This window comes from Pengzhenrongella frigida, assembly GCF_004168625.1.
Classification (GTDB): domain Bacteria; phylum Actinomycetota; class Actinomycetes; order Actinomycetales; family Cellulomonadaceae; genus Pengzhenrongella; species Pengzhenrongella frigida.
In genome coordinates this window covers 24857-50691 of the sequence record NZ_SDWW01000015.1, presented here as the reverse complement: position 1 = coordinate 50691, position 25835 = coordinate 24857, and the positions used below count along the sequence as shown (strand labels likewise).

The 25835-nt window shown below is 70.5% G+C and carries 28 protein-coding genes and 1 tRNA gene; 12 read left to right on the top strand and 17 right to left on the bottom strand.

All coding sequences use genetic code 11. The annotated features are described in order from the left end of the window. Positions 1 to 141 precede the first annotated feature (141 nt). Positions 142 to 399 carry a PspC domain-containing protein gene (locus EUA98_RS08050; protein WP_130102162.1) on the bottom strand — a complete coding sequence of 86 codons (258 nt, stop codon included), beginning with the start codon at positions 397 to 399 and terminating at the stop codon, positions 142 to 144. A gap of 186 nt (positions 400 to 585) precedes the next feature. Between EUA98_RS08050 and EUA98_RS08045 the strand changes: the two genes are divergently transcribed. The 4 genes from EUA98_RS08045 to ligD all read left to right on the top strand — a co-directional run bounded on the left by EUA98_RS08045 (position 586) and on the right by ligD (position 3209). Then, positions 586 to 861 carry a hypothetical protein gene (locus EUA98_RS08045; protein ID WP_165372755.1) on the top strand — a complete coding sequence of 92 codons (276 nt, stop codon included), beginning with the start codon at positions 586 to 588 and terminating at the stop codon, positions 859 to 861. Between the two features lie 67 nt (positions 862 to 928). Next, on the top strand, positions 929 to 1129 hold the full coding sequence (locus tag EUA98_RS08040; protein WP_130102160.1) for a DUF1918 domain-containing protein: 201 nt from the start codon (positions 929 to 931) through the stop codon (positions 1127 to 1129). 247 nt (positions 1130 to 1376) lie between these two features. Beyond that, complete coding sequence (locus EUA98_RS08035) at positions 1377 to 2066, top strand: alpha/beta fold hydrolase (RefSeq protein WP_130102159.1); 690 nt, start codon at positions 1377 to 1379, stop codon at positions 2064 to 2066. A gap of 54 nt (positions 2067 to 2120) precedes the next feature. Beyond that, complete coding sequence (gene ligD, locus EUA98_RS08030; protein ID WP_130102158.1) at positions 2121 to 3209, top strand: non-homologous end-joining DNA ligase; 1089 nt, start codon at positions 2121 to 2123, stop codon at positions 3207 to 3209. A 16-nt stretch (positions 3210 to 3225) separates the two neighbouring features. On the opposite strand, the gene EUA98_RS08025 is transcribed toward ligD, so the two are convergent. The 3 genes from EUA98_RS08025 to EUA98_RS08015 form a co-directional block, all read right to left on the bottom strand. Beyond that, positions 3226 to 4473 (bottom strand): M15 family metallopeptidase, encoded by a 1248-nt coding sequence (locus tag EUA98_RS08025; protein ID WP_130102157.1) that lies wholly within the window; start codon positions 4471 to 4473, stop codon positions 3226 to 3228. Between the two features lie 132 nt (positions 4474 to 4605). After that, on the bottom strand, positions 4606 to 4905 hold the full coding sequence (locus EUA98_RS08020; protein WP_130102156.1) for a hypothetical protein: 300 nt from the start codon (positions 4903 to 4905) through the stop codon (positions 4606 to 4608). Between the two features lie 13 nt (positions 4906 to 4918). Next, entirely contained in the window at positions 4919 to 5818 is a 900-nt protein-coding gene (locus tag EUA98_RS08015) for a Gmad2 immunoglobulin-like domain-containing protein (protein WP_165372754.1), read from the bottom strand. A 182-nt stretch (positions 5819 to 6000) separates the two neighbouring features. Here EUA98_RS08015 and EUA98_RS08010 point away from each other — a divergent pair, with 182 nt between their 5' ends. Next, on the top strand, positions 6001 to 6222 hold the full coding sequence (locus tag EUA98_RS08010; protein ID WP_130102154.1) for a PLDc N-terminal domain-containing protein: 222 nt from the start codon (positions 6001 to 6003) through the stop codon (positions 6220 to 6222). Positions 6223 to 6231: 9 nt separating this feature from the next. On the opposite strand, the gene EUA98_RS08005 is transcribed toward EUA98_RS08010, so the two are convergent. From EUA98_RS08005 to EUA98_RS07970, 8 genes are all read right to left on the bottom strand, one after another. Then, the gene (locus EUA98_RS08005; RefSeq protein ID WP_130102153.1) at positions 6232 to 6519 is read right to left on the bottom strand and encodes a dsRBD fold-containing protein; all 288 of its coding nucleotides are present in this window, start codon (positions 6517 to 6519) and stop codon (positions 6232 to 6234) included. A gap of 66 nt (positions 6520 to 6585) precedes the next feature. After that, positions 6586 to 7800 carry an ADP-dependent glucokinase/phosphofructokinase gene (locus EUA98_RS08000; RefSeq protein ID WP_130102152.1) on the bottom strand — a complete coding sequence of 405 codons (1215 nt, stop codon included), beginning with the start codon at positions 7798 to 7800 and terminating at the stop codon, positions 6586 to 6588. A 16-nt stretch (positions 7801 to 7816) separates the two neighbouring features. Beyond that, a complete protein-coding gene (locus EUA98_RS07995) occupies positions 7817 to 8677 on the bottom strand; it encodes a ketose-bisphosphate aldolase (RefSeq protein WP_130102151.1) in 861 nt (286 codons plus the stop codon). Between the two features lie 53 nt (positions 8678 to 8730). Further along, positions 8731 to 9576, bottom strand: coding sequence for a carbohydrate ABC transporter permease (locus EUA98_RS07990; RefSeq protein WP_130102150.1), 846 nt, complete (start codon positions 9574 to 9576; stop codon positions 8731 to 8733). Position 9577: 1 nt separating this feature from the next. Then, positions 9578 to 10396, bottom strand: a complete 819-nt coding sequence (locus tag EUA98_RS07985; RefSeq protein WP_130102149.1) for a carbohydrate ABC transporter permease — start codon at positions 10394 to 10396, stop codon at positions 9578 to 9580. 213 nt (positions 10397 to 10609) lie between these two features. Beyond that, a complete protein-coding gene (locus EUA98_RS07980; RefSeq protein ID WP_242511344.1) occupies positions 10610 to 11776 on the bottom strand; it encodes an ABC transporter substrate-binding protein in 1167 nt (388 codons plus the stop codon). A 627-nt stretch (positions 11777 to 12403) separates the two neighbouring features. Next, positions 12404 to 13399, bottom strand: a complete 996-nt coding sequence (locus EUA98_RS07975) for an aldose 1-epimerase (protein WP_130102147.1) — start codon at positions 13397 to 13399, stop codon at positions 12404 to 12406. Continuing rightward, the gene (locus tag EUA98_RS07970) at positions 13396 to 14223 is read right to left on the bottom strand and encodes a DeoR/GlpR family DNA-binding transcription regulator (RefSeq protein WP_130102146.1); all 828 of its coding nucleotides are present in this window, start codon (positions 14221 to 14223) and stop codon (positions 13396 to 13398) included. The genes EUA98_RS07975 and EUA98_RS07970 overlap by 4 nt, the downstream gene beginning before the upstream one ends. 243 nt (positions 14224 to 14466) lie before the next feature. On the opposite strand from EUA98_RS07970, the gene EUA98_RS07965 reads away from it, so the two are divergent. From EUA98_RS07965 to EUA98_RS07935, 7 genes are all read left to right on the top strand, one after another. Continuing rightward, positions 14467 to 15546, top strand: a complete 1080-nt coding sequence (locus tag EUA98_RS07965) for a class I mannose-6-phosphate isomerase (protein ID WP_130102145.1) — start codon at positions 14467 to 14469, stop codon at positions 15544 to 15546. Between the two features lie 99 nt (positions 15547 to 15645). After that, complete coding sequence (locus EUA98_RS07960; RefSeq protein ID WP_242511343.1) at positions 15646 to 16710, top strand: iron-siderophore ABC transporter substrate-binding protein; 1065 nt, start codon at positions 15646 to 15648, stop codon at positions 16708 to 16710. A 45-nt stretch (positions 16711 to 16755) separates the two neighbouring features. After that, positions 16756 to 17763 (top strand): FecCD family ABC transporter permease, encoded by a 1008-nt coding sequence (locus EUA98_RS07955; RefSeq protein ID WP_242511342.1) that lies wholly within the window; start codon positions 16756 to 16758, stop codon positions 17761 to 17763. Positions 17764 to 17798: 35 nt separating this feature from the next. After that, a complete protein-coding gene (locus EUA98_RS07950; RefSeq protein WP_242511341.1) occupies positions 17799 to 18803 on the top strand; it encodes a FecCD family ABC transporter permease in 1005 nt (334 codons plus the stop codon). After that, on the top strand, positions 18800 to 19684 hold the full coding sequence (locus tag EUA98_RS07945) for an ABC transporter ATP-binding protein (RefSeq protein WP_207219011.1): 885 nt from the start codon (positions 18800 to 18802) through the stop codon (positions 19682 to 19684). Before EUA98_RS07950 ends, EUA98_RS07945 begins: the two co-directional genes overlap by 4 nt. Positions 19685 to 19780: 96 nt before the next feature. Continuing rightward, on the top strand, positions 19781 to 20341 hold the full coding sequence (locus EUA98_RS07940; protein WP_130102142.1) for an isochorismatase family protein: 561 nt from the start codon (positions 19781 to 19783) through the stop codon (positions 20339 to 20341). A 115-nt stretch (positions 20342 to 20456) separates the two neighbouring features. Continuing rightward, a complete protein-coding gene (locus EUA98_RS07935; RefSeq protein WP_130102141.1) occupies positions 20457 to 20711 on the top strand; it encodes a hypothetical protein in 255 nt (84 codons plus the stop codon). Positions 20712 to 20933: 222 nt separating this feature from the next. Here EUA98_RS07935 and EUA98_RS07930 read toward each other — a convergent pair whose 3' ends face one another. The 5 genes from EUA98_RS07930 to tmk form a co-directional block, all read right to left on the bottom strand. Continuing rightward, positions 20934 to 21797, bottom strand: a complete 864-nt coding sequence (locus EUA98_RS07930) for a nuclease-related domain-containing protein (RefSeq protein ID WP_130102140.1) — start codon at positions 21795 to 21797, stop codon at positions 20934 to 20936. 274 nt (positions 21798 to 22071) lie between these two features. After that, positions 22072 to 22147, bottom strand: a tRNA-Thr gene (locus EUA98_RS07925). A gap of 130 nt (positions 22148 to 22277) precedes the next feature. Further along, complete coding sequence (locus tag EUA98_RS07920) at positions 22278 to 23816, bottom strand: alpha/beta hydrolase (protein ID WP_130102139.1); 1539 nt, start codon at positions 23814 to 23816, stop codon at positions 22278 to 22280. Between the two features lie 139 nt (positions 23817 to 23955). Continuing rightward, positions 23956 to 25092 (bottom strand): DNA polymerase III subunit delta', encoded by a 1137-nt coding sequence (locus EUA98_RS07915; protein WP_130102138.1) that lies wholly within the window; start codon positions 25090 to 25092, stop codon positions 23956 to 23958. Next, a complete protein-coding gene (gene tmk, locus EUA98_RS07910; RefSeq protein ID WP_130102137.1) occupies positions 25089 to 25805 on the bottom strand; it encodes a dTMP kinase in 717 nt (238 codons plus the stop codon). The genes EUA98_RS07915 and tmk overlap by 4 nt, the downstream gene beginning before the upstream one ends. Between the last annotated feature and the right edge of the window lie 30 nt (positions 25806 to 25835).

Here is a 25835-nt window from a genome sequence, read left to right as displayed (position 1 = left end):
CGCCGGCAACGAGCTCCAGAGGTGCTGGAGGCCGGTTCGCGGAATCGGGGCGTGGCTGTTCCTGCTCGCCCATGCGCACACTCTGCCCGACGCCAAGGGTTGCAGCACACTCGGGCCGCCGGTCGGGCCCGGCGCAGGCGGTCAGCCGGCAGGCGTGGCCCCATACCCCGCGCTCGGACGCTCGGCCCACGTCTCGGACGGCATGAGGATCCACAGGATCGGGTAGACGATCAGCTGGCTGCCCGGCAGGACCATGAGCAGCAGGACGAACAACGCGCGGGCGGCCCAGGGGTCGAGACCGAACCTGCGGCCCAGACCGGCGCACACGCCCCCGAGGATTCGTCCGTCGCGAGGGCGGACAAGGCCTTGCCGTCCGAAGGTGTCGTGGATGTCAGTCATGGTGGCTCGCTACTCTCCAGATCGTGGTGGTCTTGCGGATGCCTTCAGCGTGCCGCGCGGACACCGCCCGGCACATCGGGTACATCCCTGACCGGGCCCTGATCTCGACCGGCCGGACCGTCAGGGCGAAGTCAGGGTGTGCGCGATCCACCGAAGCGGTGCCGCGAGTCCTCTACCCTGGAGTTCATGAGCAAACTCGAGGCCCAACGCGCAATGCGGGCCGCCAAGTACGACGCGGCGCATGGTGCATCGAGCGGTCGTCCGGCCAAGGCAGCGACCACGTCCGGCGCCCCGGCGGCGCCGCGCGCGAAGACCACGGCCAAGTCGCGGACCAAGGCCGCCGTCGTCGTCCTGCCCGAGACCGACGAGGAAGCCCCCGAGCTCTGCGGTCACCGCAGCATGGCCGGCAAGTCGTGCAAGCGGCCCGCGGGACACCCCGAGACGAATCACCGCTACACGTAGCCGCACCTGACCCTTCCCTCCCCGCGCGCCGAAGGTGCACAGTGGAGAGACGACGGAAGGAGCAGCCATGCAGGCAACCATCGGGGACCGGCTGCACGTGCACAGTCGAGCGGTCGGGCAGACGGGGCAGCTGGCCGAAGTCATCGAGATCCACGGCGAGAACGGCGCCCCGCCCTATCTGGTGCGGTACGAGAACGGGCACGAGGCGCTCGTGTTTCCCGGACCGGACTGCACGATCGAGCACGCGAAGCACGCCCAGCAGTCCTGACGGGCGTCGCTGACCGCATGACGCCCCACGCCGCGGTGGGTGGGCGTCCGGGCGGCTCGCGCGAGCCCGCGAGCCGCCGCGGTGCGACCGATTGGCTTGGCTGGCTGCTTGGTTGGTCTACCCAGAAAGCTCCCAGGTTCGCCGACTAGACTGGCGACACTCAAGGGTCGACGACGCGCGGTGCGACCACACTGAGTCCCCCCGAGCTTGACCTGGCCGCGCGCTCGCTCGAGAAACGGCTCCTCCCATCGCGCCCATCGTCTTTGTTCACGGAGTACGCACGTCCCGCGACATCTGGACCGACCAGATCGCCGCCATGTCTGCCGAAGGCCACGACTCGATCGCGGTCGACCTGCCCGGGCACGGCGCACGCTCGCACGAGCGGTTCACCCTGCGCGGGGCCATGGAGACCATCGACGCGGCGGTCGGCAGCTTCACCGAGGTGCCCCTGCTCGTGGGGCTGTCCCTCGGCGGGTACTCCTCGCTCGCCTATGCAGCCCGGCACCGGGACACCGTGTCCGGCGTCGTGCTGTCGGGGTGCTCGACGGAGATCCGCGGCTGGCCCCTGGGCGCGTACCGGAGCCTCTCGCTCCAGATGGACCGCGCGTTCCGCCCGGCCGGCGGCGGCACCTGGCACGTGGTGGCCGACATGCTCGCCGCGATGAAGGGGCACTCCTCGCTCGCCGACCTGCGTCGGATGGACGTGCCCGTGTGGTTGGTCAACGGTCAACGCGACCTCCTTCGCCTGGACGAGCGTCGCTACCTCGCCGCCCTGCCCGGAACCCGCCTGACGGTCGTGCCGCGCGCCGGGCACGACGTCAACAGCCACGCCCCGGCCGCGTTCAACCGGATCCTGCTCGGCGTCATCCACGAGCTGCGCGCCGCCGCGACCACGATCACGGCCCCGATCGTCGCGCCCCGCGCCGCGCTGGTCTGACGCGCCTCGCCCCGCGACCGGGCGCGCGCTGCCGCGCGTGACTAGCGTGGGTGGATGGCGCGCGCGACGACTCCTGCGGTTGAGCTCGAGGTTCGGGGCCGGACCGTCCGCGTCACCAGCCCCGACCGGGTGGTCTTCCCCGAGCGCGGGTTCACCAAGCTCGACGTCGTGCAGTACTTCGTCGCGGTCGGCGAAGGGATCCTTGGTGCGCTGCGCGACCGGCCGACGACGCTCGAACGCTGGCCCAAAGGGGTTTTCGAGGGCGCGAAGCTCGCGACCCGGATGGACTCCACCGGTGACGCCTTCTACCAGAAGCGGATACCCGCCGGTGCCCCGGACTACGTCGAGACCGCCACGATCGCCTTCCCGAGCGGGCGCACGGCGGACGAGGTGTGCCCGACCGAGCTCGCCGTGGTCGCGTGGGCGGCGAACCTCGGAACCCTCACGTTCCACCCGTGGCCGGTGCGCCGGACCGACGTCGAAGCCCCCGATCAGCTGCGCATCGACCTCGACCCGCAACCCGGGACCGACTACGCCGACGCCGCGCGCGTCGCGCCTGAGCTGCGCGCCCTGCTGCACGAGCTCGGGATGGAGGGCTTCCCGAAGACCTCGGGCGGGCGCGGTCTGCACGTCTTCGTCCCGATCCAGCCGCGGTGGACCTTCACCCAGGCGCGGCGCGCGACCATCGCCGTCGGCCGCGAGCTCGAGCGCCGACTGCCCGACCAGGTGACGATCAACTGGTGGAAGGAGGAGCGCGGGGTCAAGGTCTTCGTCGACTACAACCAGATGGCGCGCGACCGGACCATCGCGTCGGCGTACTCCGTGCGCGCCAACCCGCGGGCCACCGTCTCGGCCCCGCTGCGCTGGGAGGAGGTGCCCGACGTCGTTCCGAACGACTTCGATCTGACGACCCTGCCGGCGCGGTTCGCCGAGGTGGGGGACCTGTTCGCACCCCTGAGCGTCCCCGGCCCGGGCGAGCCCGAGCGGCTCGCGTACTCCCTCGAGCCGCTGCTCGAGCTGGCCGACGCCGACGAGCGCGACCACGGCCACCAGGACCTGCCCTACCCCCCGGAGTACCCGAAGATGCCCGGCGAACCGAAGCGGGTCCAGCCGAGCCGGGACCGCGACCGCAAGGACTCCTGACGGCGACGGGTGCCACTCAGTCCGTCTCGAACTCCCAGTGCCACGGTTCCTGCGGTCCGCCGCCGCCCGGTTCCATGATCGCCGGGTGGTGCCAGCCGAACTCGCGGGCGTGCTCCTTCATCCATCGGTAGCCGGGAGTGCTGAACTGGCCGAGCGAGCCGAAGTCGGCCAGGTCGATCGCCAGTCCCCGACCGTGGTTGGACGAGCCGGGCAACGCCGCCAAGCCGCCGCGCGCCCGGCGCACGGACACCTGGTCGGCCAGGGAGCGGTACGAGCTGACGAGGCTCGGGTAGCGACCGAAGTCGTCGCGGTACGCCACGGCGAGCTGGTCCAGTGCCTGGGCCGCGTCGCACCGCAGGAGCACGGCGGAGTCGAACGCCACCCCGCACAACAGCTCGGTCGAGACGGCCCCGTTCGGGGCGTCCTCGACCGCGGCAACCTTGCGAGTCAGCTCGGCCGCGGCGGCCTGGGCAGCGGCTTCCGCCACCCGAGCGGCCTCGGCGGCGGCCGCCGCGGCGGCGGCTTCCGCGGCGGCCTGCGCAGCAGCGGCCAGGTTGGCGTCCGCCACCGCCTCGACCTGGACGGACAGCTCGTTGACGCGCTGGGCCGCCAGGAGCAGCTGCGCGCTGACGCCGAGGTCGACCGCGGCCAGGCTGACCGCCGTCGCGCCCGCGTCGGCGTCGGTCGCACCGGCGCTCGCGGCCTCGCCGTCGGCCGCCTTCGAGGGTGCGAGGTCGTTCGACACGGCGGATGCGGCCGCGGGCACCGCCGTCGCCGCCGCGTCGAGCGCGGCGAGAGGGGTCGGGACCGGAGCGGGCGGTGCCGCCTCGATCAGCGCGGCGAGGTTCACCATCGCCTCGTCGAGCGGGGTGAGGGTCTCCGGCGTGACGTCGGGTGCGGAGCTCGCACGCGTCGAGGTGGCCTGCGCGACGGCCGCACGGGCGAGCACGACGGCCTCGCTGCGCCTGACCGTGGCGAAGGCGATCGCGACCCCCTCGAGGCGAGCACCGTCGGCGCGGTCGGACCGCACCCGGTTGGCACGCTCGTGCGCGACGGCGTCCGCGACGGCGTCCTGCGCGGACCGGACCTGGTGGTCGCTGTAGGCCTGGGACGCGCCGGCGCCGAGCAGGGCCGCGGTGAGGCCGACGGAGAGCATCATCGCCGTCGCGCTGTTCGGGCGCCGAGGCCGGAACCGCCGACGACGCACGCGCTTCTCGGCCAGCCGCAGCTCGCGCCGCGTGGTCGTCGTCTGCGTGCACTCCATGGATCGATCGAGTCCCGGCGCCGTCGCCCACCGCCGTCGCGGTCGAGGTCGTGGGGCGCTGCATCCGGGACCTCGCACTGTTCCCTTCGACCGCTGGGCGCGCGCCTTGAGGAACTTCGGCGGATGTTCTGCTCAGGGGCGCCAGGGCACCGGGTGCCAGCGCGCGCCGGAGCGGCGCGACAGGTCGGGAGCGGTCACGGTCGCGAGCGCGTCGACCGCAGCGTGCACGCGGCGCGCGATCCGGGCCGCCTCGTCGTTCCCCTCAGCCGTGAAGCGGACGTCGATCCGGGCCTCGCCGCGCACCACCGCGAGGTCGGAGGACTCGACGGTCGTCATCCGGCGCGCAGCATCGGCCGCCGCGGGCAGGACGACGTCGGGCCGGATGCAGGGGCGCAGCAGACCGATGCCCAGGGCGATCCGGAAGGAGGTCACCGGGTGAGGCTAGCTACTCGACGACGAACCCCCGCGAATCTGTGTCCAGGGGGCCGCCGGCCCCGTCGGACGGGTCGTCCTCCGTGATGACCACGACGTAGGCGCCGGGGTCGAGCGTCACGTCGAAGGCGAAGGGCGCGAACGTCTGCCCCTCGGCCGTCTGGGTCACCCCGGCCTGCACCACGTCGCCGCCCGGCGACTCGATGCGCCAGGGCAGGGTCGCCTCGAACACGGCGGCCTCGCCCGAGACGGTCACCGGCGAACCGACGACGTCGCCCTCGTTGGGGTCGTTGATCTGCACGAGGAGCCGCACGCTGATCGGGTCGGCGCGGGCGATCGGCTCGCTGACGTCCAGCACGCCGAACAGCTCGTCGACGGGCTCACCCTCGACCAGGATCCGGACCGGGGCGTCGGACTGCAGCGCACCGGTGACCGCGTAGACCAGGGCCTGGACCGCGAGCACCGCGCCCGCCGAGCCGGTCGTCGTCGTGGTCGCGGCGGCAGAGAGGTCGACCTCGATGGGTGTCGCCGGGTTCACCGCGAGCACGGTGCCGGCCGGGTCCCACAGACCGACGTAGTCGGGGTCGAGCGCGTCGCCCGCCAGGACTCCCCTGGCCGCGGTGAGTGCCGGGCCGCCGGCGTCGGGCAGGGAACGGAACTCTCGCACGAGCCTGAGGTCGGTGCCGTTGTCGGTCGCGTAGTACACGGGCACCGTGATCGGGGCGGTCGACGGGCTCGGCGTCGAGGGACCGGACGTGGACGGGCCGGGGCTGGACGTGCCGCCGGGCGACGGCGTCGTCGTGCCGTCGTCGTCGCCCGCACACCCCGTGAGGAGCGCAAGGACCACGGCGACCGCGACGGTGACGACGGTGACGGCGCGCGGCCGACCGGAACGGGGCGACTGGGTCGTCATGGTGAGCCCCCCAGGTGTGGTCGAGACCTCGGTGGTCGAGACCTCAAGCATGCTCGCGCGCACCGGCCCGGGCCAGGGGCGAAGGACCCGCCGCGACGGGCACCCGGGCCGTTCGCCCCTGGGGACGGGCTCGCACCGGGACCAGGATGGGGGCACGTGATGGCGCGACGGAGGAGACGGCGATGGGAAAGCGGCAGTGGAGCGACCTGAACCCGCGACAGCGGTCGGTGGTCAGCCTGGGGGCGGTCGTGCAGTTCGCCCTGGCTGCGGCCGCCTGGGCCGACCTGGCGAGGCGGCCGGACAACCAGGTCAACGGGCGCAAGGCACTCTGGGCGCTCGCCATCGGCGTCAACTACGTCGGCCCGATCGCCTACTTCCTCCGGGGCCGCCGCCCGCACCCGTGACCGGATGGGTCACCCGTGCACATGCACCTTGTGGTGCTCGATCTGCGCGATGTCGTCCGAGGTCGCCTTGAGCAGCCGGTCGGCCAGGTCTCGCAGCGCGCGAGCGGCCGCGAGCTCCTCACCGATCTCGGGGATGCTGGGGTCGCTCGGGTTGCGCCGAGCGCGTCCGAAGCCCTCCAGGCTCGTCCCGCTCGAGGTCGACAGGACCGCATGGGCGGTCGTCGTCTCCTCGGCGAACCGGACCTCGTCGGCGCCGGCGTCGGCGAGAAAGATCTTGACGTTCCAGGTGTGAACCATGGCGCACTCCTCGCAATCTGGTCTGGAGCGAGGGCAGTCGATCCAGACGGACCCGTACCTCCGACGCTAGGGGACCAAGGGACGTTGCGGTAGCCCAGAGCGCGCCAGGGCGGCGATGAACCCGCCGGCGAACGTGTCACCGAGACCGATGGTGGTCGGGTGCTCGACGTCGACCACGAACGCGGGGACGCAGCAGACGGCGCTCCCCACCGCGCCCTCGATGCTCTCCGCGAACGCCGCGCCGTGCGGGTTCACCGGCAGGTGGCTCACGTCGAGGTAGTCGCGTTCGGTGAAACCGTCCCCGGTGCGGTAGCGGGTGCTGGCCATCGTGATGCCGCCGCGCAGGCTCGCCTCGAACGCGCCGGCACCGTCCCCCCAGGCGAGGGACCAGTACTTGGTGTGGACGACGAGCACCTTCGCCGGGATGGCCGCGTGCAGCTCACCGAGGGCCCGCACCATCTCGTCCACGTCGAGGAGATCGAGCGGCCGACCCACGTAGGCCTGCATCTCCTCCTCGTTCAGGCTGTAGACATCGATGACGTCCAGGAGCGCGTCGCGGACCCGCTGGCTCAGGGCCGGCACATGGAACCCCGCGTCCTCGTAGTAGACGACGGCGTGCGGGGGCAGCCCGCGCATGTGCGTCTTGAGGGTGCGCAGGCGTTCGTCGAGCACGGCCGCGTTCTGGATGACGTTGAACCCGGAGATCATGAAGACCTCCGCCGCTTGCAGCACCTCGCCCAGCTCGTCGCTCAGGACCAGCTCCCGGTTGGGCGGGTCGTTCGTGTAGATGATCCGGTTCGGGTGCGGCGCCGTCAGGTCGATGTCGCCGGACCTCACGTGCGCCCCCTGCCCGAACTGCACGATGAGGTGCGGGTCCGTCGTGTCCCGCACCGCGCTGCTGATGTACGCGCAGTCGGGCGGCAGCAGCCGGCGCACGTGGTCGTCGATGCTCACCAGATGAACCGTGCAGGTGATCCCGAGGGCACTCATCGCCATCGCCGCCCGGACCGGCGTACCGCCGAGCGTGATCCGCTTGTCGAACCGTGAAGCGAACTGCTCGACGATGTCGGAGGAGGCGACGAACCGCTCTCCTCCGACACCGTCCTTCATGAAGCCGAGCAACGAGACGACCAGGTCCCGCTCGCTGTCGATCGCGATCGACGTGGTCAGCTCCGACGCACCGATCGAGTAGTGCGTGATGAGCCCCTCGATCACCGAAGAGTCCCACCCGATCTCGTAGTCGACCGTGCCACCGAGGCCCAGTACCAGTTTCTCAGTCATGAAGTCGTCAGATCGCTCAGTAGAGCGAAGCCTTTCCGGTCGCAGCGAACAGCTCGATCTTCTCGGCCGCAGTGACCTTCATCGCCGCGATGCACGGCGGCTGGATGGTGTTCGGCTCGCGCAGGCTGACGTCGGCCATGACCTCGCGCATCTTGAGGTGGTAGGTCACCTTGATGTCGCTCGAGATGTTGATCTTGTTGATGCCGAGCGTCACCGACTTGGCGATCTCGTCATCCGGGTTGTTCGAGCCACCGTGCAGCACCAGCGGGATGCCGACCTTCGCCTTGATCTGCTGCAGCAGGTCGAGCTTGAGCTCCGCCTTCATGCTCGGGGGGTAGATGCCGTGGCAGGTGCCGATCGCGATGGCGAGGCTGTCGACCCCGGTGGCCTCGATGAACTTCACCGCGTCGTCCGGATCGGTGTAGATGATCGTCGCCGTGCCGTCCTCGGCCTCGTTGTCGGTCTTGCCGATCGTCCCGAGCTCGCCCTCGACGGACAGGCCCACGGCGTGGGCGGCGTCGACGACCCGCTTGGTGATGGCGATGTTCTCCTCGAACGGCAGCGTCGAGCCGTCGATCATCACGGAGGTGAAGCCGCTCTGGATGGCGACCAGCACCTGCTCGTAGGTGCCGCCGTGGTCCAGGTGGATCGTGACGGGAACCGAGGAGCGGTGCGCGCGGGAGATGATCGCCGGCAGCATGTCGACGCCGATGTGGCTCAGCTCGTCCGGGTGGATCGCGATGATCACCGGGCTGTTCAGCTCTTCGCTGATCTCGAAGATGCCGTTCATCATCGCGTAGTCGCTGACGTTGAATGCCGGGACCGCGAAGTTGTTCGCGTGCGCCACAGCGAGCAGGTCTTTACCATTCATCAACATTGCGGGATATCTCCTGAGGTTGGTTGAACTGACGAGGAAACTGGGGGGGACGACTAGCCCTTGACCGATCCGCCGGTCAGGCCGCCGATGAAGTAGCGCTGGAAGAACAGGAAGAGGAGGAGCACCGGAATACACCCGAGAATGCTCATCGCCATCATCTCGTTCCACTCGTACGAGTGCTGACCCATGAGCAGCTGAATACCGATGGGGACGGTTCGCATATCCTCCGTCCGCGTGAGGGTGAGCGCGAACAGATACTCGTTCCAGGCGATCATGAAGGTGTAGATGCCGATCGAGACGATGCCCGGGATAGAAATGGGCACCAGCACCCGCCACAGCGCGGTGATCGCGTTCCCGCCATCAAGCTTGACGGCTTCATCGAGTTCTTTCGGCAGGGTGTTGAAATAGCCCGTCATCATGATGATCGCGTAGGGCAGGGTGAACACCATGTAGGTCAGGATCAACGCCCAGTAGGTGTTGTACAGGCGCAGCGTGACCATCAGCCCGAAGTACGGGATGAGCAGCGTGATCGGCGGAACCGCCTGCACGCTCACGATGATCATGTTGAGCGGGTTCTTGAAGCGGAACTCATATCGGCTGAACGCGTAGGCCGCCAGGATGGCGACGATCAGCGTGAGCATGGTGACCGACAGCGAGACCACGTAGCTGTTGATGAAGAACCGCACCTTGACCGGGTCGCCCAGGATCGTCGCATAGGCATCGAAGGAGAAGTTCTCCGTGATGATCCTCGGTGGGTACTCGAAGATCTCGGAGTTCGACTTAAACGAGCTCACGAGCATCCAGAACACCGGGAACCCGGCGAACAAAGCCCCGAGGAGCAGGGGGAAGATGATGCCGATCTTCTGCGCTAGGAGCTTCTTCTGCTTAGTTGTTCTCATGTCAGTCCCGCGATTTCTGGTGCCGGACGTAGAAGAACGACAGGACCATCGAGAAGAGGAGGATGATGACCGCACTGGCTGAGGCCACAGAGAACTCGTAGCGACTGAAGGCCAGCTTGTAGGTGTAGGTGCTCAGCATCTCGGTGACATTGATGGGGCCACCGCCGGTCGTCATCCAGATCAGCGCGAACTGCTGGGTGGTCCAGATGACGTCGAGCATCGCCATGGCGATGATGATGGGTTTGAGTTGGGGCAGCGTGACGTTGAGGAACTGCTTGAAGCTGTTCGCCCCGTCCACCGTCGCCGCTTCGTAGAGATCACGCGGGATTCCCTGCAGGCCGGCCAGGAGACTGATCATGTAGAACGGGTAGCCCGCCCAGATGTTGATGAAGGTGACCGCCGGCAGCGCGGTGTCCCGCGAGGACAGCCACTCGACCCCGGTATCGATCAGTCCACCGCTGATCAGCAGGTAGTTGACGATGCCGTTCGGGCTGAGCATGAGCCGCCACAGGACGGCGATGATGGCCACGGTGAACAGCCACGGGAGGATGTACACCACCCGGAACAGCGCCTTGGTCATCGTGCCCAGCAACCTCGTGTTCAGCAGCATCGCGAACGAGAGGCCGAGCACGAGGTGGGCGACGACGCTCACCCCGGTGAAGAACAACGTGTTCCCGACGGCGGTGTAGAAGACGCGGTCGGTGAGCACCTCGATGTAGTTGTCGAACCCCACGAACTCTGGGGACTTGTTGACGATCACGTTGTCCATGACCGAGTAGCTGATCACCATGACGATCGGGATGAGCGTCAGGATGAACATCAGAATGCCGGTCGGGGAGATGAATCCGTACGGCGCGAGCTTCCGTTTGAACAGCGACCATGGATTGCCACGCCGCTGAGGCGAAGTGGCAGGACCGCGTCGCGTTGCGGGATCGACGAGTACTGGGGTCACGGCGCGAGCCTCCTTGAGGGTCGGCCGCGCCACGGCGAAGGAGCCGTGGCGCGGCCCGACACGAAACTGCGGGTGGGTGACCTAGAACTCAGCCAGCCACGCCTCTTGGGTCTTCGCCAGCATCTCGTCGACGCTCTGGTCGCCTTCCAGCATCAGCTGGAACTGCTCGTCGAACAGGCGCATGAGCTGCTCGGCCACCGGCAGGCCGGTGAACTCGTTGGCCGGGAAGCCGCTCTGGTAGATGTCGAAGGCCGTCTTGAAGAGCTCGTCCTCCTCGACGAAGTCGGGCACGGCGGTGGTGTTGCCCGGGAAGGCGAAGGCGACCGAGGACAGCTCCGCGTTCGTCTTCTCGCTCATCAGGAAGTCGACCAGCTTCCAGGCCTCGGCCTGGTGCTCGGAGTTCTCCGCGACACCGATGCCCCAGGACGCGTACGGGATTCCCCGCTCGCCCTCGAACCCGTCCTCGGCGGGAAGCGCCGAGATGCCGAAGTTGAGGTCCGGGTTGTTCTCCCGGATGAGGTTGATGTGGGCGAGCGAGTCGATCATCATGCCGACCCGGCCGTTGGTGAACTCCTCGACCTTGTCCTGCTCCTTCATGGTGAGAGCTCCGGGGGCGACGACGCCCGCGTCCCACAGGCCCTTGATGTACTCGACGGCGCTCGTCACGTCGTCGTTCGTCAGGTCGGGCTGCCCGTCCTTCAGCATGCTCCCGCCGGACGACCAGACCCACGACATCACGTCGTTCTGGATGCCGTTCGGAGCCTCGAGGGACAGCGGGAGGACCCAGCCGGCGGTGGTCTCGTCCAAGGCGCTGATGGCCTCGGCCGCGGCGGCGAACTCCGTGCGGTTGGTCGGGGGTGCGGCCACGCCGGCCTGCGTGAGCAGGTCCGAGTTGGTGAACATCGGGTAGACGAAGTTGACGACGGGGATCATGTAGGTGGAGCCGTCGATCTGGATCTGGCTGGCCAGCTGGCTCTCGTCGTACCCGGCGTCGCTCATCAGCGTGGACAGGTCAGCGAGGGAACCCTGCTTCGCGAAGTCGCTGACCCAGGCGCCGTCGAGGCCGACGACGTCAGACATGGTGCCTGCGGCGGAGCCCGCGACGACCTGCTCCTTGGTCGAGGCGTACGGACCGCTGAGGAGCTCGACGGTGATTCCGGGGTTCGCGGCCTCGAACTCGTCCATCAGTCCCCGGAGCGAACCGTCCGGAAGTTCTGGCTCCCACCACTGGGCGAACTCCAGCGTCACATCTTCGTCGCCGGAGGTGGTGTCGGTTGTCGCATCATCTGCGGATCCACTGCATCCAGCGACCAGCATCATCGCTGTCGCTGCGCCAAGAAGGGGAAGGACTCCTCGTCCGGCGTGAGCTGCTCTGCTCATGATTCTCCTAGTTTCGGGACATGCCGTAACGTGCGGCTCTCTGCGGCTTATTGCACGTTCTCGCATGTTAGTAGCACGATCCTGCGAACGTCAAGCGCCCAGGAGGGACCTGCCCATTCCGGCTCGAGACAGGCCCGACACCCCGGCGGGCCTGACCTGATCTGCCCGGACGTGGCGGCGTGGCCCGACGTTGGTCGTACCTATATCCGCAGGTGAGAGGGTCGAGAAGCGCCGAGATCGTGGGGGGCTTGAACCATTGGGTCGACGAGAGGCACCGCCGGAAACGCCGTCGCGGTGCGACGCGGGTGTCCAGTCCTCGCAGCGGGCCGCGCACCTCGAACCTGCGGGAGTTGCATCGTTCGCGCAAGGAACCGCATCCGATCCGGAAGGCGGGGCGCAGTTCTGACCGTGTCCAGGGGTGAACTGGGTCCTGGGGAGAGCTGGGCCCTGGGGAGAGCTGGTCCTGGGACGAGCGGGGTCCGGGGACGAGCGGGGTCAGGCCTGCTGGTCCGGGTCGCTCAGCCGGGAGAGCGCCACCGACGCGCGAAAGGCCCGTCGGTCGCCGGGGAGCAGGCGGATCGCGGTCGCGCAGTCCGGCCGGTTGAACGCGTCGGTCATGGTCTCCACGGGCTCGACAGCGATCGAGGCGCGCCGGTCGCGGTCGAGGGTGTCCCCCGTGAACAGGTGCACCAGACCCCTGTCCTGCGTGAGGGCGAGCTGCAGACCGCTGGCGCTATCCCGCAGGACGGTGGGCTCGGCATGGCGCCCGCCCGCGACGTACCCGACGTCGAGGACGGCCTCGCCGATCGGCTCCCAGCGGGCGGCCCCCGGTTCGATCCCGGTGTACGCCCCGGCGCCGGGGAGCGGGATGAGGCCCGGATCCGTCTCGACCCGCACATCGGAGCTGATCTGCAGGTCGAGCCCCGCGATGGTGTCCGCCCCGGGGAACCGGAAGTACGGGTGCCAGCCGGCCGCGAACGGGGCCGAGCCGCTCCCCCGGTTGTGCCCGGCGATCTCGACCGCGAGGGACGCGGTGCCCAGCCGGTAGGTGACCTCGACCTCGATCGCGAACGGGTAGCCCGGTTGCGGCGAGGTCACCAGGCCCTGGCACCCGAACGTCGCAGCGACGGCGTCCGCGTCCTGCGTGACGGCTCCGAGCACGAAAGGCATCGACCGGACCAGACCGTGATAGACGAGGCGATCCGCCTGGCCGGGCCGGAGGTCGTGCTCGACGCCGTCGAAGGTGTATCGAGCGTCGGTGACCCGGTCGCAGAACGGGGCCATGATGCCGTTCCTGATCCCCGCCTGGGACCGGAGCTCCTCGGCCGTTCGATAGCCGTCGAGCAGGTCCACCGGGCCGTCGCCCAGGTCAACGACCCAGCGCAGGACGGTGGCGCCGCGAAGCGCTACCTCCAGACGAGCCGTCGCGAGCTCCAGGACGACCGTCGGCTCGTCCCCGAACATCCCCGGCGTCACGCGCTGCCCGGTCACGACCCGTTCCCGTTCGTCTCCCCTGCTACCAGGACGGTCACCTGAGCTGCGGCCAGCAGCTCACCGAGGCGCTCCGCGACCGGCTCGCTGGTGACCAGGACGTCGGCGGCCTCGAGCTCCGCCACCTGGGCGAAGCTGCTCCGGCCGAGCTTGGAGCTGTCGGCGAGCACGACGACGCGTCGCGCCGCGCGCATCATCTCGAGCATCATCCGCGCCTCGTGCAGGTTGGAGGTCGAGTACCCCATCTCCGGAGCGACCCCGCCCACGCTGATCAGCGCGACGTCGGCCTGGATCCGGTGGGAGCGGCCGCCGTCGGTCCCGGGAAACTCCACCGGGCCCACCGTGACCTGAGAGCCGACCCGCACGTTTCCCCCGAGCAGGTACACGTCGCGAGCGCACTGCATCGGGACCTCGACGGGGGCCAGCAGGTTGTTGGTCACGACGGTGAGGTTGCGCCGCCCCGCGAGGTGCGGCAGGACCGCGAGCGTGGTGGTGCCGCCATTGATCACGATGGTCTGGCCGTCCTCGATGAGGGACGCGGCGAGCGCGCCCATCCGGCGCTTGGCCGCGCCGTGGAGATGCATACGATCCGGGATCGGGGTCTCCGTACGCGACGGCAGGGTGTTGCGGACCGCGCCCCCGTGCGTGCGCTTGATGACACCGTCCGCGGCCAGCTCGTCGAGGTCTCGCCGCACTGTGTCCACCGAGACGCCGAACTGCTCGGCGAGATCACTGACCGTGACCTCACCCGTCCTGATGACCGCGGCGGCCAGCTCGTCCTTGCGTCGGGCCGGTAGCCGTGGCGGCCGCTGCGTATCCGTCATGGCTTCCTCTCGATGGCTGCGTGCGCTCGATGACCTGCGTGCGACACCACGATGCGGTTCTGCAAGGGGGTCGCCGGTGCCAGTGTAGCCGGTTTGCAGTTTTGTGCAGGTTTCGTTGTTGACCGCCCTCCATGGGGACCCCTAGCATCGGCCTCACGCCGAAAGTAATCGAAGAGTGATCGAACACCGCACGAAACGGCGAAAAACTGCGCCCCGGGCGCCACCTCAAGGGAGAGTCCTCGCATGACCATCGCCGCCCCCCGGCCCGTTCCGATCGGGCGGAACACGCCACCCACGTTCTACCGGGGCGCCGGCCGGATCGACCTGTTCCGTGGCGGCGCACCTGCCGACGCCAGCGAGCGGCCCGAGGACTGGGTGGCTTCCACGGTGACCCGATGGGGCGAGGAGACCTCGGGCCTCACGATGCTCGACGCCGGCGGGACGCTCCGCGACGAGGTGCGCGCCGACCCGATGCACTGGCTGGGCCGCGTCGACCGGCCCGCCCCCGAGCTCTCGATCCCGCTCGTCAAGCTGCTCGACGCCGGCCAGCGGCTCCCGGTGCACGCCCACCCCAGCGACGCGTGCGCACGTGAGCTGGGCGTGTGGCCGAACGGCAAGGCCGAGGCGTGGTTCGTGGTCGAGGCGCCGACGTCGGGCGTCGTGCACCTGGGCTGGACCCGCGACATCGCCCCCGCCGAGCTGGTCGGCTGGGTGGAGGAGCAAGACGTCGCAGGCATGCTCGCTGCGATGCACACCCTCACCGTCACGGCCGGGGACAGCGTCTACGTCCCGCCGGGCACCGCGCACGCCATCGGCGAGGGGATCCTCCTCGTCGAGGTCCAGCAGGCCGCCGACCTGTCGATCCTGCTCGAGTGGAAGGGCCTCTTCCCCGACAGCTCCGGGGCCTTTCTCGGGTGCGAGCGCGCGGCGGCCCTGCGGTGCGTGGACCTGCACGGGCTGTCCGCCGCCCAGGCGGAGGCACTCGTGGTGCGCGCGGCCCTGGACCTCCCCACCGACGGTCGACTGCTCCCGCCGCCGGCCGCGCAGTACTTCTCGGCGACCGTCTTTCGCCCCGGATCGGTCCTTCCGGCCGAGTACCGGACCCTCGTGGTCCTCTCCGGCGCCGGGACCCTCGCGCCCGCGAGTTCGACGGGTTCGACGGGTTCGACGGGCTCGGTGGGTTCGACGGGTTCGACCGCGGCGGGTCCGGTGACCGCGGTGTCCCGCGGGGAGACGTTCGCCGTGCCGGCTGCGGCCGGTCCGCTGACCCTGACGGGATCGGGCGACCTCCGCGTGCTCGCCTTCGGGCCCGGTGTCCGCTAGGCCAGAAGATAGGATAGCCTTACCTCATCAGTGCGACGCAGCCTGTGGCCGTGACGCACCCGCTCCGGCTGGCGACGCCCTACCCGAACGGAGCCCCCCGTGCACCTGAGCACGCCGTTGTCCCGACCGGCCGCCAGCCGGAGCCTCACCGCTCTCGCCGCCGTCGGTGCGGTCACCTTCACGCTCGCCGCCTGCGGCTCAGGTGACGACGCCGTCGCGGACGTCCCGGCAGACGACGCGAGCACCTCGTCCGCCGCGTTCCCCGTGACCATCACGTCCACGCTCGGCGACGCCACGATCGAGAAGAAGCCGGAGCGCGTGGTCGCCATCGGCTGGGGCGCCGCCGACATCACCGTGGCTCTCGGCACCATCCCTGTCGGCGTCGAGGCCGACACCTGGGGCGGCGACGCGGACGGCTTCGAACCCTGGTTCCGCGCGGCCGTGGAGGAGCAGGGCGGCGAGCTGCCGGAGGCGATCACCATCTACCCCGAGATCGACGTCGAGGCGATCATCGGGCTGAACCCCGACCTGATCCTCGCCACGCAGTCAGGGCTCGACCAGGCCACCTTCGACCAGCTCTCCGAGTTCGCGCCGGTCGTCGCCTACCCGGGCGAGGCGTGGGCGACGTCGTCGCAGGACCAGATCACCATCGCCGCCGAGGCGCTGGGAGTCCCGGAGAAGGGCGACGAGATCGTCGCTGACGTGCAGCGCGCCTATGACGAGGTCAAGGCCGCGCACCCGGAGTTCGCGGGCACGACGTTCGCCTACGTGTACGGCGGCGACCAGCCGGGGGCCCTCGGGGTGTACATGCCGGGCGACAGCCGCGTCGCGCTGCTGACGGACCTGGGCCTGCAGCTCGCCCCGTCGGTCTCCGACCTCGAGCCCGACCCGGGCTCGTTCTACTCCACACTCGGCCTGGAGAACGCCGACACGATCGACGACGTGGACGTGCTGTTCACCTGGTTCAACGACACCGACGAGCAGGCAGCCACCGAGGCGCAGCCCCTGTGGCAGCAGATCCCGGCCTTCAGCTCCAGCGGCTACCTCCCCATGATCGACCGCCAGCTCGGCATGGCCGTGTCCGTGGCGTCCCCGCTGAGCATCCCGTGGGCGCTCGACACCTACGTGCCGCAGATCGCGGCCGTGGTCGCGAAGGTCTCCTGACCCATCGTCACCCTCACCGCACCGCGAGCCCCGCACACCGAAGTGGTGCGGGGCTCGCGGTCGCGCGCCTGGCTGCTGGGCGCGGGCCTGCTGGTCAGTGCCGGACTGCTGGTGCTCGCCGCCGGGCTCAGCGTCGCCGTCGGCGCCAAGTCGGTCCCGCTCGGCGAGGTCTGGTCGGCCTGGCTGCACCCCGACGACTCCTACACGTCGGCCATCGTCACCTCCCGGCTCGCCCGGACCGAGCTCGGCCTGCTCGCGGGAGCCGCCCTCGCGGTGGCCGGGGCCGTCATCCAGGGCCTGACGCGCAACCCGCTCGGCGACCCCGGGATCCTCGGGGTGAACGCGGGGGCGTCCGCGTCGGTCGTGCTGGTCACCGCGACGCTGGGCGCGGGAGCCGGCCGGTCGGTGTGGGCGGCCGTGCCTGGGGCGCTCTTCGCGGCGGTGGCCGTCTACGTCATCGCCTCCGGCGGTCCGCGCGGCCGGGCCACGCCGGTGCGCCTCGTGCTCGCCGGGGTCGCGATCTCCGCGGCGCTGGCCGCACTGGTGCAGGCGATCGCGCTCGCGCAGCCGGAGGTGTTCAACAGCTACCGGTTCTGGGTCGTGGGTTCGCTGGCCGGCCGCCCCGACGACACGGTCGACCGGGTGCTGCCGTTCGTCGTCGTCGGGCTGGTGCTTGCGCTGCTGCTGCCGCGTGGACTGAACGCGCTGGCACTCGGTGACGAGACCGCCACGGCGCTCGGCCTGCGCGCGGGTCGCACCCGGGCGGTCGGGGCGGCCTCCGCCACCCTGCTCGCAGCCGCGGCGGTCGCTGCGGTCGGCCCGGTGGGCTTCGTCGGGCTGGCGGTGCCTCACGTGGTCCGGTCGTTCACGGGCTCCGACCATCGGTGGCTGCTGCCGTACTGCGCCCTGCTCGGCCCGGTCCTGCTGCTGGGCTCTGACGTGCTCGGCCGGGTGGTCGCCCGCCCGGGCGAGCTCATGGTGGGAGTGGTGACGGCGTTCGTCGGGGCCCCGTTCCTCATCGCCGCCGTGCGGCAGGGACGGGCGGGACTATGAGTGCTCCCGCCGTGGCGCGGCCGAGGACTGCGCCGGTGAACCGGGCCGTGCCGGTGAACCCGCGCGCCGTCATGGTCAGCGGTGCGCTGCTGGTCCTCACCCTCGCGCTCGCCGTGCTCACCATCACGATCGGCGAGCTCGGCATCGCGGTCGCCGACCTGCCGGCGGTGCTCGCCCACCAGGGCTCCCGGGCGCAGGAATGGGTGCTGTACAGCAACCGCCTGCCGCGGCTCCTGGTCGCGGTCGGCGCAGGCGCAGCGTTCGCGGTGCCCGGGGCGATCTTCCAGAGCGTCACACGCAACCCGCTCGGCAGCCCCGACGTGATCGGCCTCGGTGCGGGATCCGCTGCCGGCGCGGCCGCGGCGGCCCTCGTGTGGCCGGGCGTGGTGCCGGTGCCGATCGGCGCCCTGGTCGGCGGGGTCGTAGCGGCAGCGGCGGTGCTGCTCGGGTCCGGTCGGGGGCTGCGGGCGCCGTACCGGATGGTCGTCGTCGGCATCGCGGTCGGCGCGATGGCCATGGCGTTCGTGCAGTTCGTACTGGCGCGGACCACGCAGCAGGAGGCCGTGCAGCTCGCGGCCTGGCTCAGCGGCAGCCTGCAGTCGCGGCAGTGGGGCGACGTCGTGACCATCGGCGTCGCGCTGGCGGTCCTGCTCCCGGCGGCCCTGGCCCTGACCCGGCGGCTGCAGATCGTCGAGATGGGCGACGACGCCGCGACCGGGCTCGGGGTCTCGCCCGGGTGGACTCGCGGTCTCGCGATCATGGTGGGCGTCGCGCTGACGGCGGCCGCGGTCTCGGTGGCCGGGCCGGTAGCGTTCGTCGCCCTGACGGCCCCACAGATCGCCCGGCGACTGACGGGCTCGAGCGGGCCAGGGATGGTCGCGGCGGCATGCATGGGCACGACCGTCCTGGTCGCCGCGGACCTGTTCGCTCAGCATGCCCCGTGGGGCGCGCAGTACCCGGTCGGCGTGCTGACCGCCGGGCTCGGAGGGGTCTACCTCGCGTACCTGCTGGTGGGCGAGTGGAAGAAGGGGACGGTATGACCGCCACACCGATGACGAAGCCCGCGACGCCCCCGGGACCGACGAGCGGGGGGACGCATCCCGCGCCGACCTCGTCGCCGCTGCTCGCGCAGGGCCTGACGTTGGCCTACGACCGCCTCGTGGTGGCCGAGGACCTGTCCGTCGCGATCCCGCGCGGATCGTTCACCGTGATCATCGGCCCGAACGGGTGCGGCAAGTCCACCCTGCTGCGCGCCCTCGCGCGCACGCTCAAGCCTCGTGCGGGTCGGGTGCTGCTCGACGGCGAGCCCATGGACAAGATGCGCACGCGCGCGATCGCCCAGCGGCTGGCCCTGCTGCCGCAGAGTCCGATCGCTCCCGAGGCGATCACGGTGGGCGACCTGGTGGCCCGCGGCCGGTACCCGCACCAGAGCCTGCTGCGACAGTGGTCCGCCGCGGACGCGCGCATCGTCGCCGACGCGATGGCCGCGACCGAGGTCAGCGACCTGCGCGACCGCCACGTCGCCGACCTGTCGGGCGGCCAGCGGCAGCGGGTCTGGCTGGCGATGGCTCTCGCGCAGGAGACCGACCTGCTGCTGCTCGACGAGCCGACGACGTTCCTCGACATCGCCCACCAGTTCGAGGTGATGGACCTGCTGGCGAGTCAGCACGAGCGGGGCCGGACCCTGGTCGCGGTGCTGCACGACCTCAACCAGGCCGCACGCTACGGCTCGTTCCTGATCGCGATGCGCAAGGGTCGCGTGGTCGCGCAGGGCACCCCCGCCGAGGTGGTGACCGAGGATCTGGTGCGAGAGGTGTTCGGCCTCGAGTGCCGCGTGCTGCCCGACCCGGAGACCGGCACGCCGATGGTCGTACCCGCCCGCCGCAACGCCCATGTCCGACACACCCCGGACCACGCGTAACGCTCCGGCGCGGACACCACCGGCGCAGAGCTCGCGAACCGGTGGCGAGACCTAGGGTGAATCGACCGACATCCCGACTGTGAGCGAGGGCACGCGATGACCACGATCGAGAACCGGCCGAGCACTGCGCTCCTCGTCGTCGATGTGCAGAACGGCGTCGTCGAGGCGGCTCACACGCGCGACGCGGTCGTCGCGAACGTCGGCATCCTGATCGACAAGGCACGGCGAGAGCAGGTCGCAGTCGTCTGGGTCCAGCACTCCGATGACGAGCTCGCCAGCGGAAGCGAGGACTGGCGGATCGTCCCCGAGCTCACCCCGCGTGGTGCCGAGCCGCTCGTGGGGAAGAGCTACGGCGACGCGTTCGAGGACACCATCCTCGAGTCGGTGCTGTCGGGCCTCGGAGTCGGGCGCCTCATAGTTGTGGGCGCAGAGACCGATGCCTGCATCCGATCGACGCTGCATGGCGCGTTCGTGCGCGGGTACGACGCGACCCTCGTCAGTGACGCGCACACGACCGGTGACAAGACAGAGTGGGGGGCGCCACCGCCGGCCCAGGTCATCCCGCACACAAATCTGTACTGGAGCGGCCAGGAAGCGCCGGGGCGGAGAGCCGGGACGGTCGAGACCAAGGACGTCGACTTCGGCGTCACGGCCTGAGCTGCGCACCGTGGATCCACGAGAAGGACGGCGACGAGGGCGATTCTGAAATCGATGGTCCTGCCGCTGGCCGCATGTCTCCTCCGACGGCGCGTCTGGTCGCTACGCTCGCAGCGTGTCGCCACGACGTCGCGCAAGGGCCCTGCTGGTCGCCGGGAGTGTGCTCTTCCTGCTCAGTGTCGCCGCCTTCGTGCTGGTTCCGTCATCGGTGGCTCTTGGCTGGTTTGCCTACGCGCCGCTGACGGAGACGGCCTTCACGCCGGGGTTCGGCCTCGATTCAACTCATCGTTGGGCCGTCGCGGTCGGTGTTGCGAGTCTGGTCGCGGCCAGCTGGGCGGCCGGCTATCTGGCCGGCCGGCGGGCCGAGTAGCAGCGCCAGCCGCTTCCCGCGGGAACGCGCCGGAGGAGTATGTGGACGATCCTGTCTTACTTCTTGGGACGAGACGTTCCCGTGGGAACGCCTCGCTCCATCGACGTGTCGAAGTTGACGCCTGGCTGTCGTTCAACGCCGACCGCGTCGGACGGTAGGTCCGGACGGATCTGAACCCGTCGGATGGCCGTGTGCAGGACCGGCGAGGCGAAGCCGGGCGGCCTACCGCCAAGTACTCGGCCGTTGCGCGACGTCGACGATGGCGGCGGCGGTTGCCGCATCCAAGGAGGCCCTGCGGCGGGTCAGATCATCGAGCACCTGTCCGCGCGTCGTGAGCAACGTGTCGCGCGGCGGGAACTTGATCACGACCTCATCCGCACCGACGAACGCGATCACCGGCGTCACTGTGACGGGCGTGCCGACCGCCGCCGAGAGGCGAACGGCGACGGTCATCGCGTCCCGGCGTGCGGCCGCGATGTACGGCTGGGCGTGTCGGGCGACAAGGACCATGTCGCCCTTGACGAAGACCACCTGGCCAGGGTGGTGCTTGGAGTTGATGACGTAGACACCCCCCGGTCCGATGACGAGATGGTCGAGGTCTCCGGTCGGGGAGTCGGGGTCTCCCAGGGGGATCGAGTGCAGCGAGAACCATGCGGCGGGCAGTCCGGTGAGAGTCGCGGCGATGGCTTGCTCGCCGGCCGCGCCCATCAGCCAAGGTTCGGCCTGCTCAGCGGGAAGAGTCGCTGCCTTCTCCAGCGCGAGAGCACCAGGGACGCCGTAGAGCGACCCGAGCGGGCCGGGCGTCCGGGCGAGGTCAGGTGTCAGTACGTGCCTCGGGGAGGCTCGTGTGAGTGCAACGGCTGCGATGGGAGGTGCGGTATCGACGACGACGTGAGTTGCCTCGGCAGCTACGCGTTCGGTCGTGTTCTGCGAGACCCAGGCCTCGAGTTCAGCGCGCGCTGAGTCCACCTCCACGGCCAGCACCCCGGTCTGGTGGTCGTAGAACCCGAGCCGCGTCTCGTCCGCCCCGTTCAGGTACGTGCGGTGCTTGCCCCAGCGTTTCCACGGACTCGCGATGATCTCCACCTCTGCCTCATCGGCGCCGAGAGGCGAGGAAAGGGGGAGCGGGGAACTCCGGCGACCATCGGCGGCACAGCGGAGGAGAACCAGGTAACGGCACGGTTCGGGGCTTGGTCCAGCAAGGGCGACGACTACTTGCCTGTCGCTGCGAGTTGTTGCTCATCCGGGCCGTCGGCGTACATCCCCGTTCGGTGTGAAACCGATGGGAACGCCGCGAACCGATGATGGACGCTTCCGTCCCCCTCGCCCGCATATCCGCAGGTGAGGGGCCCTCCTACTGTGGAGCCGCCTAACAGAATCGAACTGTTGACCTTCTCATTACGAGTGAGACGCTCTACCGACTGAGCTAAGGCGGCCACACCCATCCGACCGGCGGGTCGGACGAGCGGGGCAACTCTACCTACACACTCGCCAGGAGCCAAAGTGAGCGGCCGGGCGCGACCCGCCCGCCGCCGTCGGGCAGGGCTCACCGCCAGGTCGCGAGGGTCAGCAGCGCGTGCCGTCCGCCGGCGCGGTCCCCTCGAGCAGGTAGGTGTCGACGGCGGTGAGGATGCACTCGTTCGAGCGCCCGTAGGCGGTGTGCCCCTCGCCCTCGTACGTGAGCAGCACGCCGCTGGACAGCTCGGCGGCGAGGTTCTCGGCCCACGCATACGGCGTGGCCGGGTCGTTGGTGGTCCCGATCACCACGATGGGCGGTGCGCCGTCGGCCGCGATCGGTCCCGGCTCGCCCGTCGAGGGATACGGCCAGTCGGCGCAGATCACACCGCCGTAGCCGAAGAAGTAGCCGACCGTGGGTGCCGCCTCCTCGAGCTGGGCGGCCTCGGCCCGCATCACGGCGGGGTCGGCCGACGACGTGCCGTCGAGGCAGTTGACCGCGGTGAAGGCCTCGGTCGAGTTCGATGCGAACGAACCGTCCGCGTTGCGGTCGTTGTAGAAGTCCGCGAGCTGCAGCAGGATCGAGCCGTCGTTCTCGTCGAGCGCCGCCGTGAGGGCCTGCGTGAGGAACTGCCAGGACGCGTTGTCGTACAGCGTGACCGCGATCCCGTAGAACGCGAGCGTGCTGGTCAGGGCCCGGTCGGTACCCGTGGGCAGCGGGCTGCGCCGGGCGCGGTCGAGGAGGTCGCGGATCTGGGTGAGGCCGTCGTCCACGGTGCCCGTCAGCGGGCACTCGGAACCGCCCTGGCAGTCGGCGACGTAGGCCCGCAGCGCATTCTCGAAGCCGATCGCCTGCCCGAGCCCGAGCTCGGTCGACGACAACGCCGGGTCCAGCGCGCCGTCGAGCACCATGCGTCCGACCTTCTCGGGAAACAGCCCGGCGTAGGTCGCGCCGAGCGCGGTGCCGTAGGAGTAGCCGAGGTAGGTCAGCTTCTCGTCGCCGAGGGCGGCCCGCAGCACGTCCATGTCCTTGGCCGCGCTGACGGTGTCGACATTGCCGAGCAGGGCCCCCGTGTTCGCCTCGCACGCGGCACCCATCGCGGCGTAGGCCGCAGCCGCCTCCGCGATCCCGGCGTCCGTGGCGTAGTCGAAGTCCTTCGACAGGAGGGCGTCCTTGGCCGCGTCGTCCAGGCAGGTCACCGGGTTCGAGGCGGCCACTCCGCGCGGGTCGAAGCCGACGACGTCGTACTGCGCGAGGACGTCCTCGCCGAACGAGGTGACCACCGAGTCGACCAGGTCCACCCCGGAGGCACCGGGACCACCCGGGTTGATCAGCAGCGAGCCCATCGGGTCGCCGGCCGTCGCGGGTGCGCGCTTGACCGCGAGCTCGATGGACCCGGCCGCGGGATCGGCGTACGAGGTCGGCACCTCGGCGGTCGCGCACTCGAAGTCCCCGCAGCTGCTCCACTCGATCGTCTGGTCGTAGAACGGCTGCAGCGCCGGCTCGACCACCTCTTCATTGCCCGACGACGTCGCGGGACCGTCCGAGGACTGGTGCTTGGGCGCGCTGCAGCCGGCGAGCACGAGCGCGACGATGCCGACGACGGCCGACGGCACCAGGAGACGACTGGCCGAAAGGCCACGGCTCACGGGGCGACGGGCCTGGAGGCGACGGGAGGGATGACGAGCGGCGCCGAGGGCGCGGGCAGCGGGACGGGGCACGGGTTCCACCGTATCCGGCCGGGAGACCGGGCCGGCCCGCGTTCCCTCCGTGGGCTCTGAGTGAGTCCTACCCCTGAGGTCGGAGCGCGATGGTCATGGCTTCCATGGCGAGCAGCGGCGCGACGTTGCCCGCCAGCCGGGTGCGCGTCTGACCGATCGCGTCCATGCGGCGCAACGTCTGCTCCGGGGAGCTCGAGGCGGCGAGGGCCGCGACCTGGTCCGCCTGCCCGGCGTTGACCAGGTCGACCCCAGCCCCCAGCTGCACCACGAGGACATCCCGGTACAGCGAGAGCAGGTCGATCATCGACCGGTCGAGCACGTCGCGCTGCGCCCGCGTCGCCCGGCTCTTCTGGTCCTTCTCGAGCTGGGTGACCTGGGACCGCAGGCTCGGCGGCAGGGTCGCCGCACCCTCGGCCCCCATCGCCCGCAGGAGCGCGGTCTTCTCCTGCGCGTCGCGCTGCTCGGTGGCGGCCTTCGACTCGGCCTGCGCGACCTCGACGAGCCGCCCGGCGGCGAGCACGGCGTCGCCCACCCCCCGGATCGCAGCCGGGATCGCGAGCACCTGGGCGCGACGGTCCCGCGCCTCCGGGTCGCGCGCCAGGCGCCGCGCGATCCCGATGTGACTCTGGGCCGCGCGGGCGCAGACCGCCGCGACCTGCGGGTCGACGCCGTCCCGCGAGACCAGCAGGGCCGCGACCGCCTCGACGGGCGGTACGCGCAGCGCGAGCGACCGGGCGCGGGAGCGGATCGTCACCACGACGTCCTGCGGGCTCGGTGCGCACAGCAGCCAGACGGTGCGCGGCGGCGGCTCCTCGATCGCCTTGAGGAGCACGTTGGACGTGCGCTCGGCCATCCGGTCGGCGTCCTCGATGAGGATCACGCGCCAACGACCGCCCGACGGCGCGCGCTGGGCGAGCGAGACGAGCGCGCGGGTCTCGTCGATCTTGATGCCGACGGTCTCGGTCGCGACGACGGTGACGTCCGCATGGGTGCCCGCGAGCGCCGTCGTGCAGGCGAGGCAGTCGCCGCAGCCGCCCTCGAGGCACTGCAGGGCCGCGGCGAAGGCCCGCGCGGCGTTGGACCGGCCGGAGCCGGGCGGACCGGTGATCAGCCAGGCGTGCGTCATCGCGGCGGGATCGGCGACGGCGCCGCGCAGCACCTCGACGACGGCTTCCTGCCCGACGAGATCGTCCCAGACGCTCACCGGTGCGAGCCGCCCTCGGCGGGGCGCGCAGCGGCGCGCGACGCGGCGGGTACTGCGGACGCGGGCCGCCCGAGCGCCGTCGACTCGTGACCGAGCGCCTCGGCGACCCGGCGGCGGATGTCGGCCTGGATCTCGTCGACCGTGCGGGACGCATCGACGACGAGCCACCGGTCCCGGTCGCCGGCGGCTCGGTCCAGGAACGCCTGGCGGATGCGCCGGTGGAACTCGTCACCCGCGCGCTCGAGCCGGTCCGGGTCACCGGTGAGCCGGGTCAGCCCGATCAGCGGGTCGAGGTCCAGGAGCACCGTCAGCTCCGGCAGGAGGCTCTCGGTGGCCCACAGCGAGAGCTGCTCGACCTCGTCGGCACCCAGGTCGCGCCCGTTGCCCTGGTAGGCGACCGAGGAGTCCAGGTACCGGTCGGTGATCACGACCGCGCCCCGCTCGAGCGCCGGCCGCACCAGCGAGTACACATGGTGCGCGCGATCGGTCGCGTAGAGCAGGGCCTCGGTGCGCGGATCGACGTCCTCCCCGTGCAGCACGGCGTTGCGCAGCTCGATGCCCAGGGTGGTGCCGCCGGGCTCGCGCGTCAGGACGACCTCTCGGCCGAGGGCGTCGTGCAGCCATTCGCCGAGGAGTGCGGCCTGCGTCGACTTGCCGACACCCTCGCCGCCCTCGAAGGACAGGAAGAAACCGGGACTCGACTGTGGGCTCACGGCCTCAGGGTATCGGGGCCCGCCCCCGGG

What these genes read in the sequence shown, in the direction of transcription:
- EUA98_RS07985 (WP_130102149.1), bottom strand. Translation starts at nt 10,396, where the DNA reads ATGTTCATCCTGACGCTCATCCCGATCGTCATGGTGATCAGCTACTCG.
- EUA98_RS08005 (WP_130102153.1), bottom strand. Translation starts at nt 6,519, where the DNA reads ATGGTTCACACCTGGAACGTCAAGATCTTTCTCGCCGACGCCGGCGCC.
- EUA98_RS08050 (WP_130102162.1), bottom strand. Translation starts at nt 399, where the DNA reads ATGACTGACATCCACGACACCTTCGGACGGCAAGGCCTTGTCCGCCCT.
- EUA98_RS08015 (WP_165372754.1), bottom strand. Translation starts at nt 5,818, where the DNA reads ATGACGACCCAGTCGCCCCGTTCCGGTCGGCCGCGCGCCGTCACCGTC.
- EUA98_RS08045 (WP_165372755.1), top strand. Translation starts at nt 586, where the DNA reads ATGAGCAAACTCGAGGCCCAACGCGCAATGCGGGCCGCCAAGTACGAC.
- EUA98_RS07965 (WP_130102145.1), top strand. Translation starts at nt 14,467, where the DNA reads ATGACCATCGCCGCCCCCCGGCCCGTTCCGATCGGGCGGAACACGCCA.
- EUA98_RS07970 (WP_130102146.1), bottom strand. Translation starts at nt 14,223, where the DNA reads ATGACGGATACGCAGCGGCCGCCACGGCTACCGGCCCGACGCAAGGAC.
- EUA98_RS08000 (WP_130102152.1), bottom strand. Translation starts at nt 7,800, where the DNA reads ATGACTGAGAAACTGGTACTGGGCCTCGGTGGCACGGTCGACTACGAG.
- EUA98_RS07945 (WP_207219011.1), top strand. Translation starts at nt 18,800, where the DNA reads ATGACCGCCACACCGATGACGAAGCCCGCGACGCCCCCGGGACCGACG.
- EUA98_RS08040 (WP_130102160.1), top strand. Translation starts at nt 929, where the DNA reads ATGCAGGCAACCATCGGGGACCGGCTGCACGTGCACAGTCGAGCGGTC.
- ligD (WP_130102158.1), top strand. Translation starts at nt 2,121, where the DNA reads ATGGCGCGCGCGACGACTCCTGCGGTTGAGCTCGAGGTTCGGGGCCGG.
- EUA98_RS07990 (WP_130102150.1), bottom strand. Translation starts at nt 9,576, where the DNA reads ATGAGAACAACTAAGCAGAAGAAGCTCCTAGCGCAGAAGATCGGCATC.
- EUA98_RS07995 (WP_130102151.1), bottom strand. Translation starts at nt 8,677, where the DNA reads ATGTTGATGAATGGTAAAGACCTGCTCGCTGTGGCGCACGCGAACAAC.
- EUA98_RS08010 (WP_130102154.1), top strand. Translation starts at nt 6,001, where the DNA reads ATGGGAAAGCGGCAGTGGAGCGACCTGAACCCGCGACAGCGGTCGGTG.
- EUA98_RS08025 (WP_130102157.1), bottom strand. Translation starts at nt 4,473, where the DNA reads ATGGAGTGCACGCAGACGACGACCACGCGGCGCGAGCTGCGGCTGGCC.
- EUA98_RS07940 (WP_130102142.1), top strand. Translation starts at nt 19,781, where the DNA reads ATGACCACGATCGAGAACCGGCCGAGCACTGCGCTCCTCGTCGTCGAT.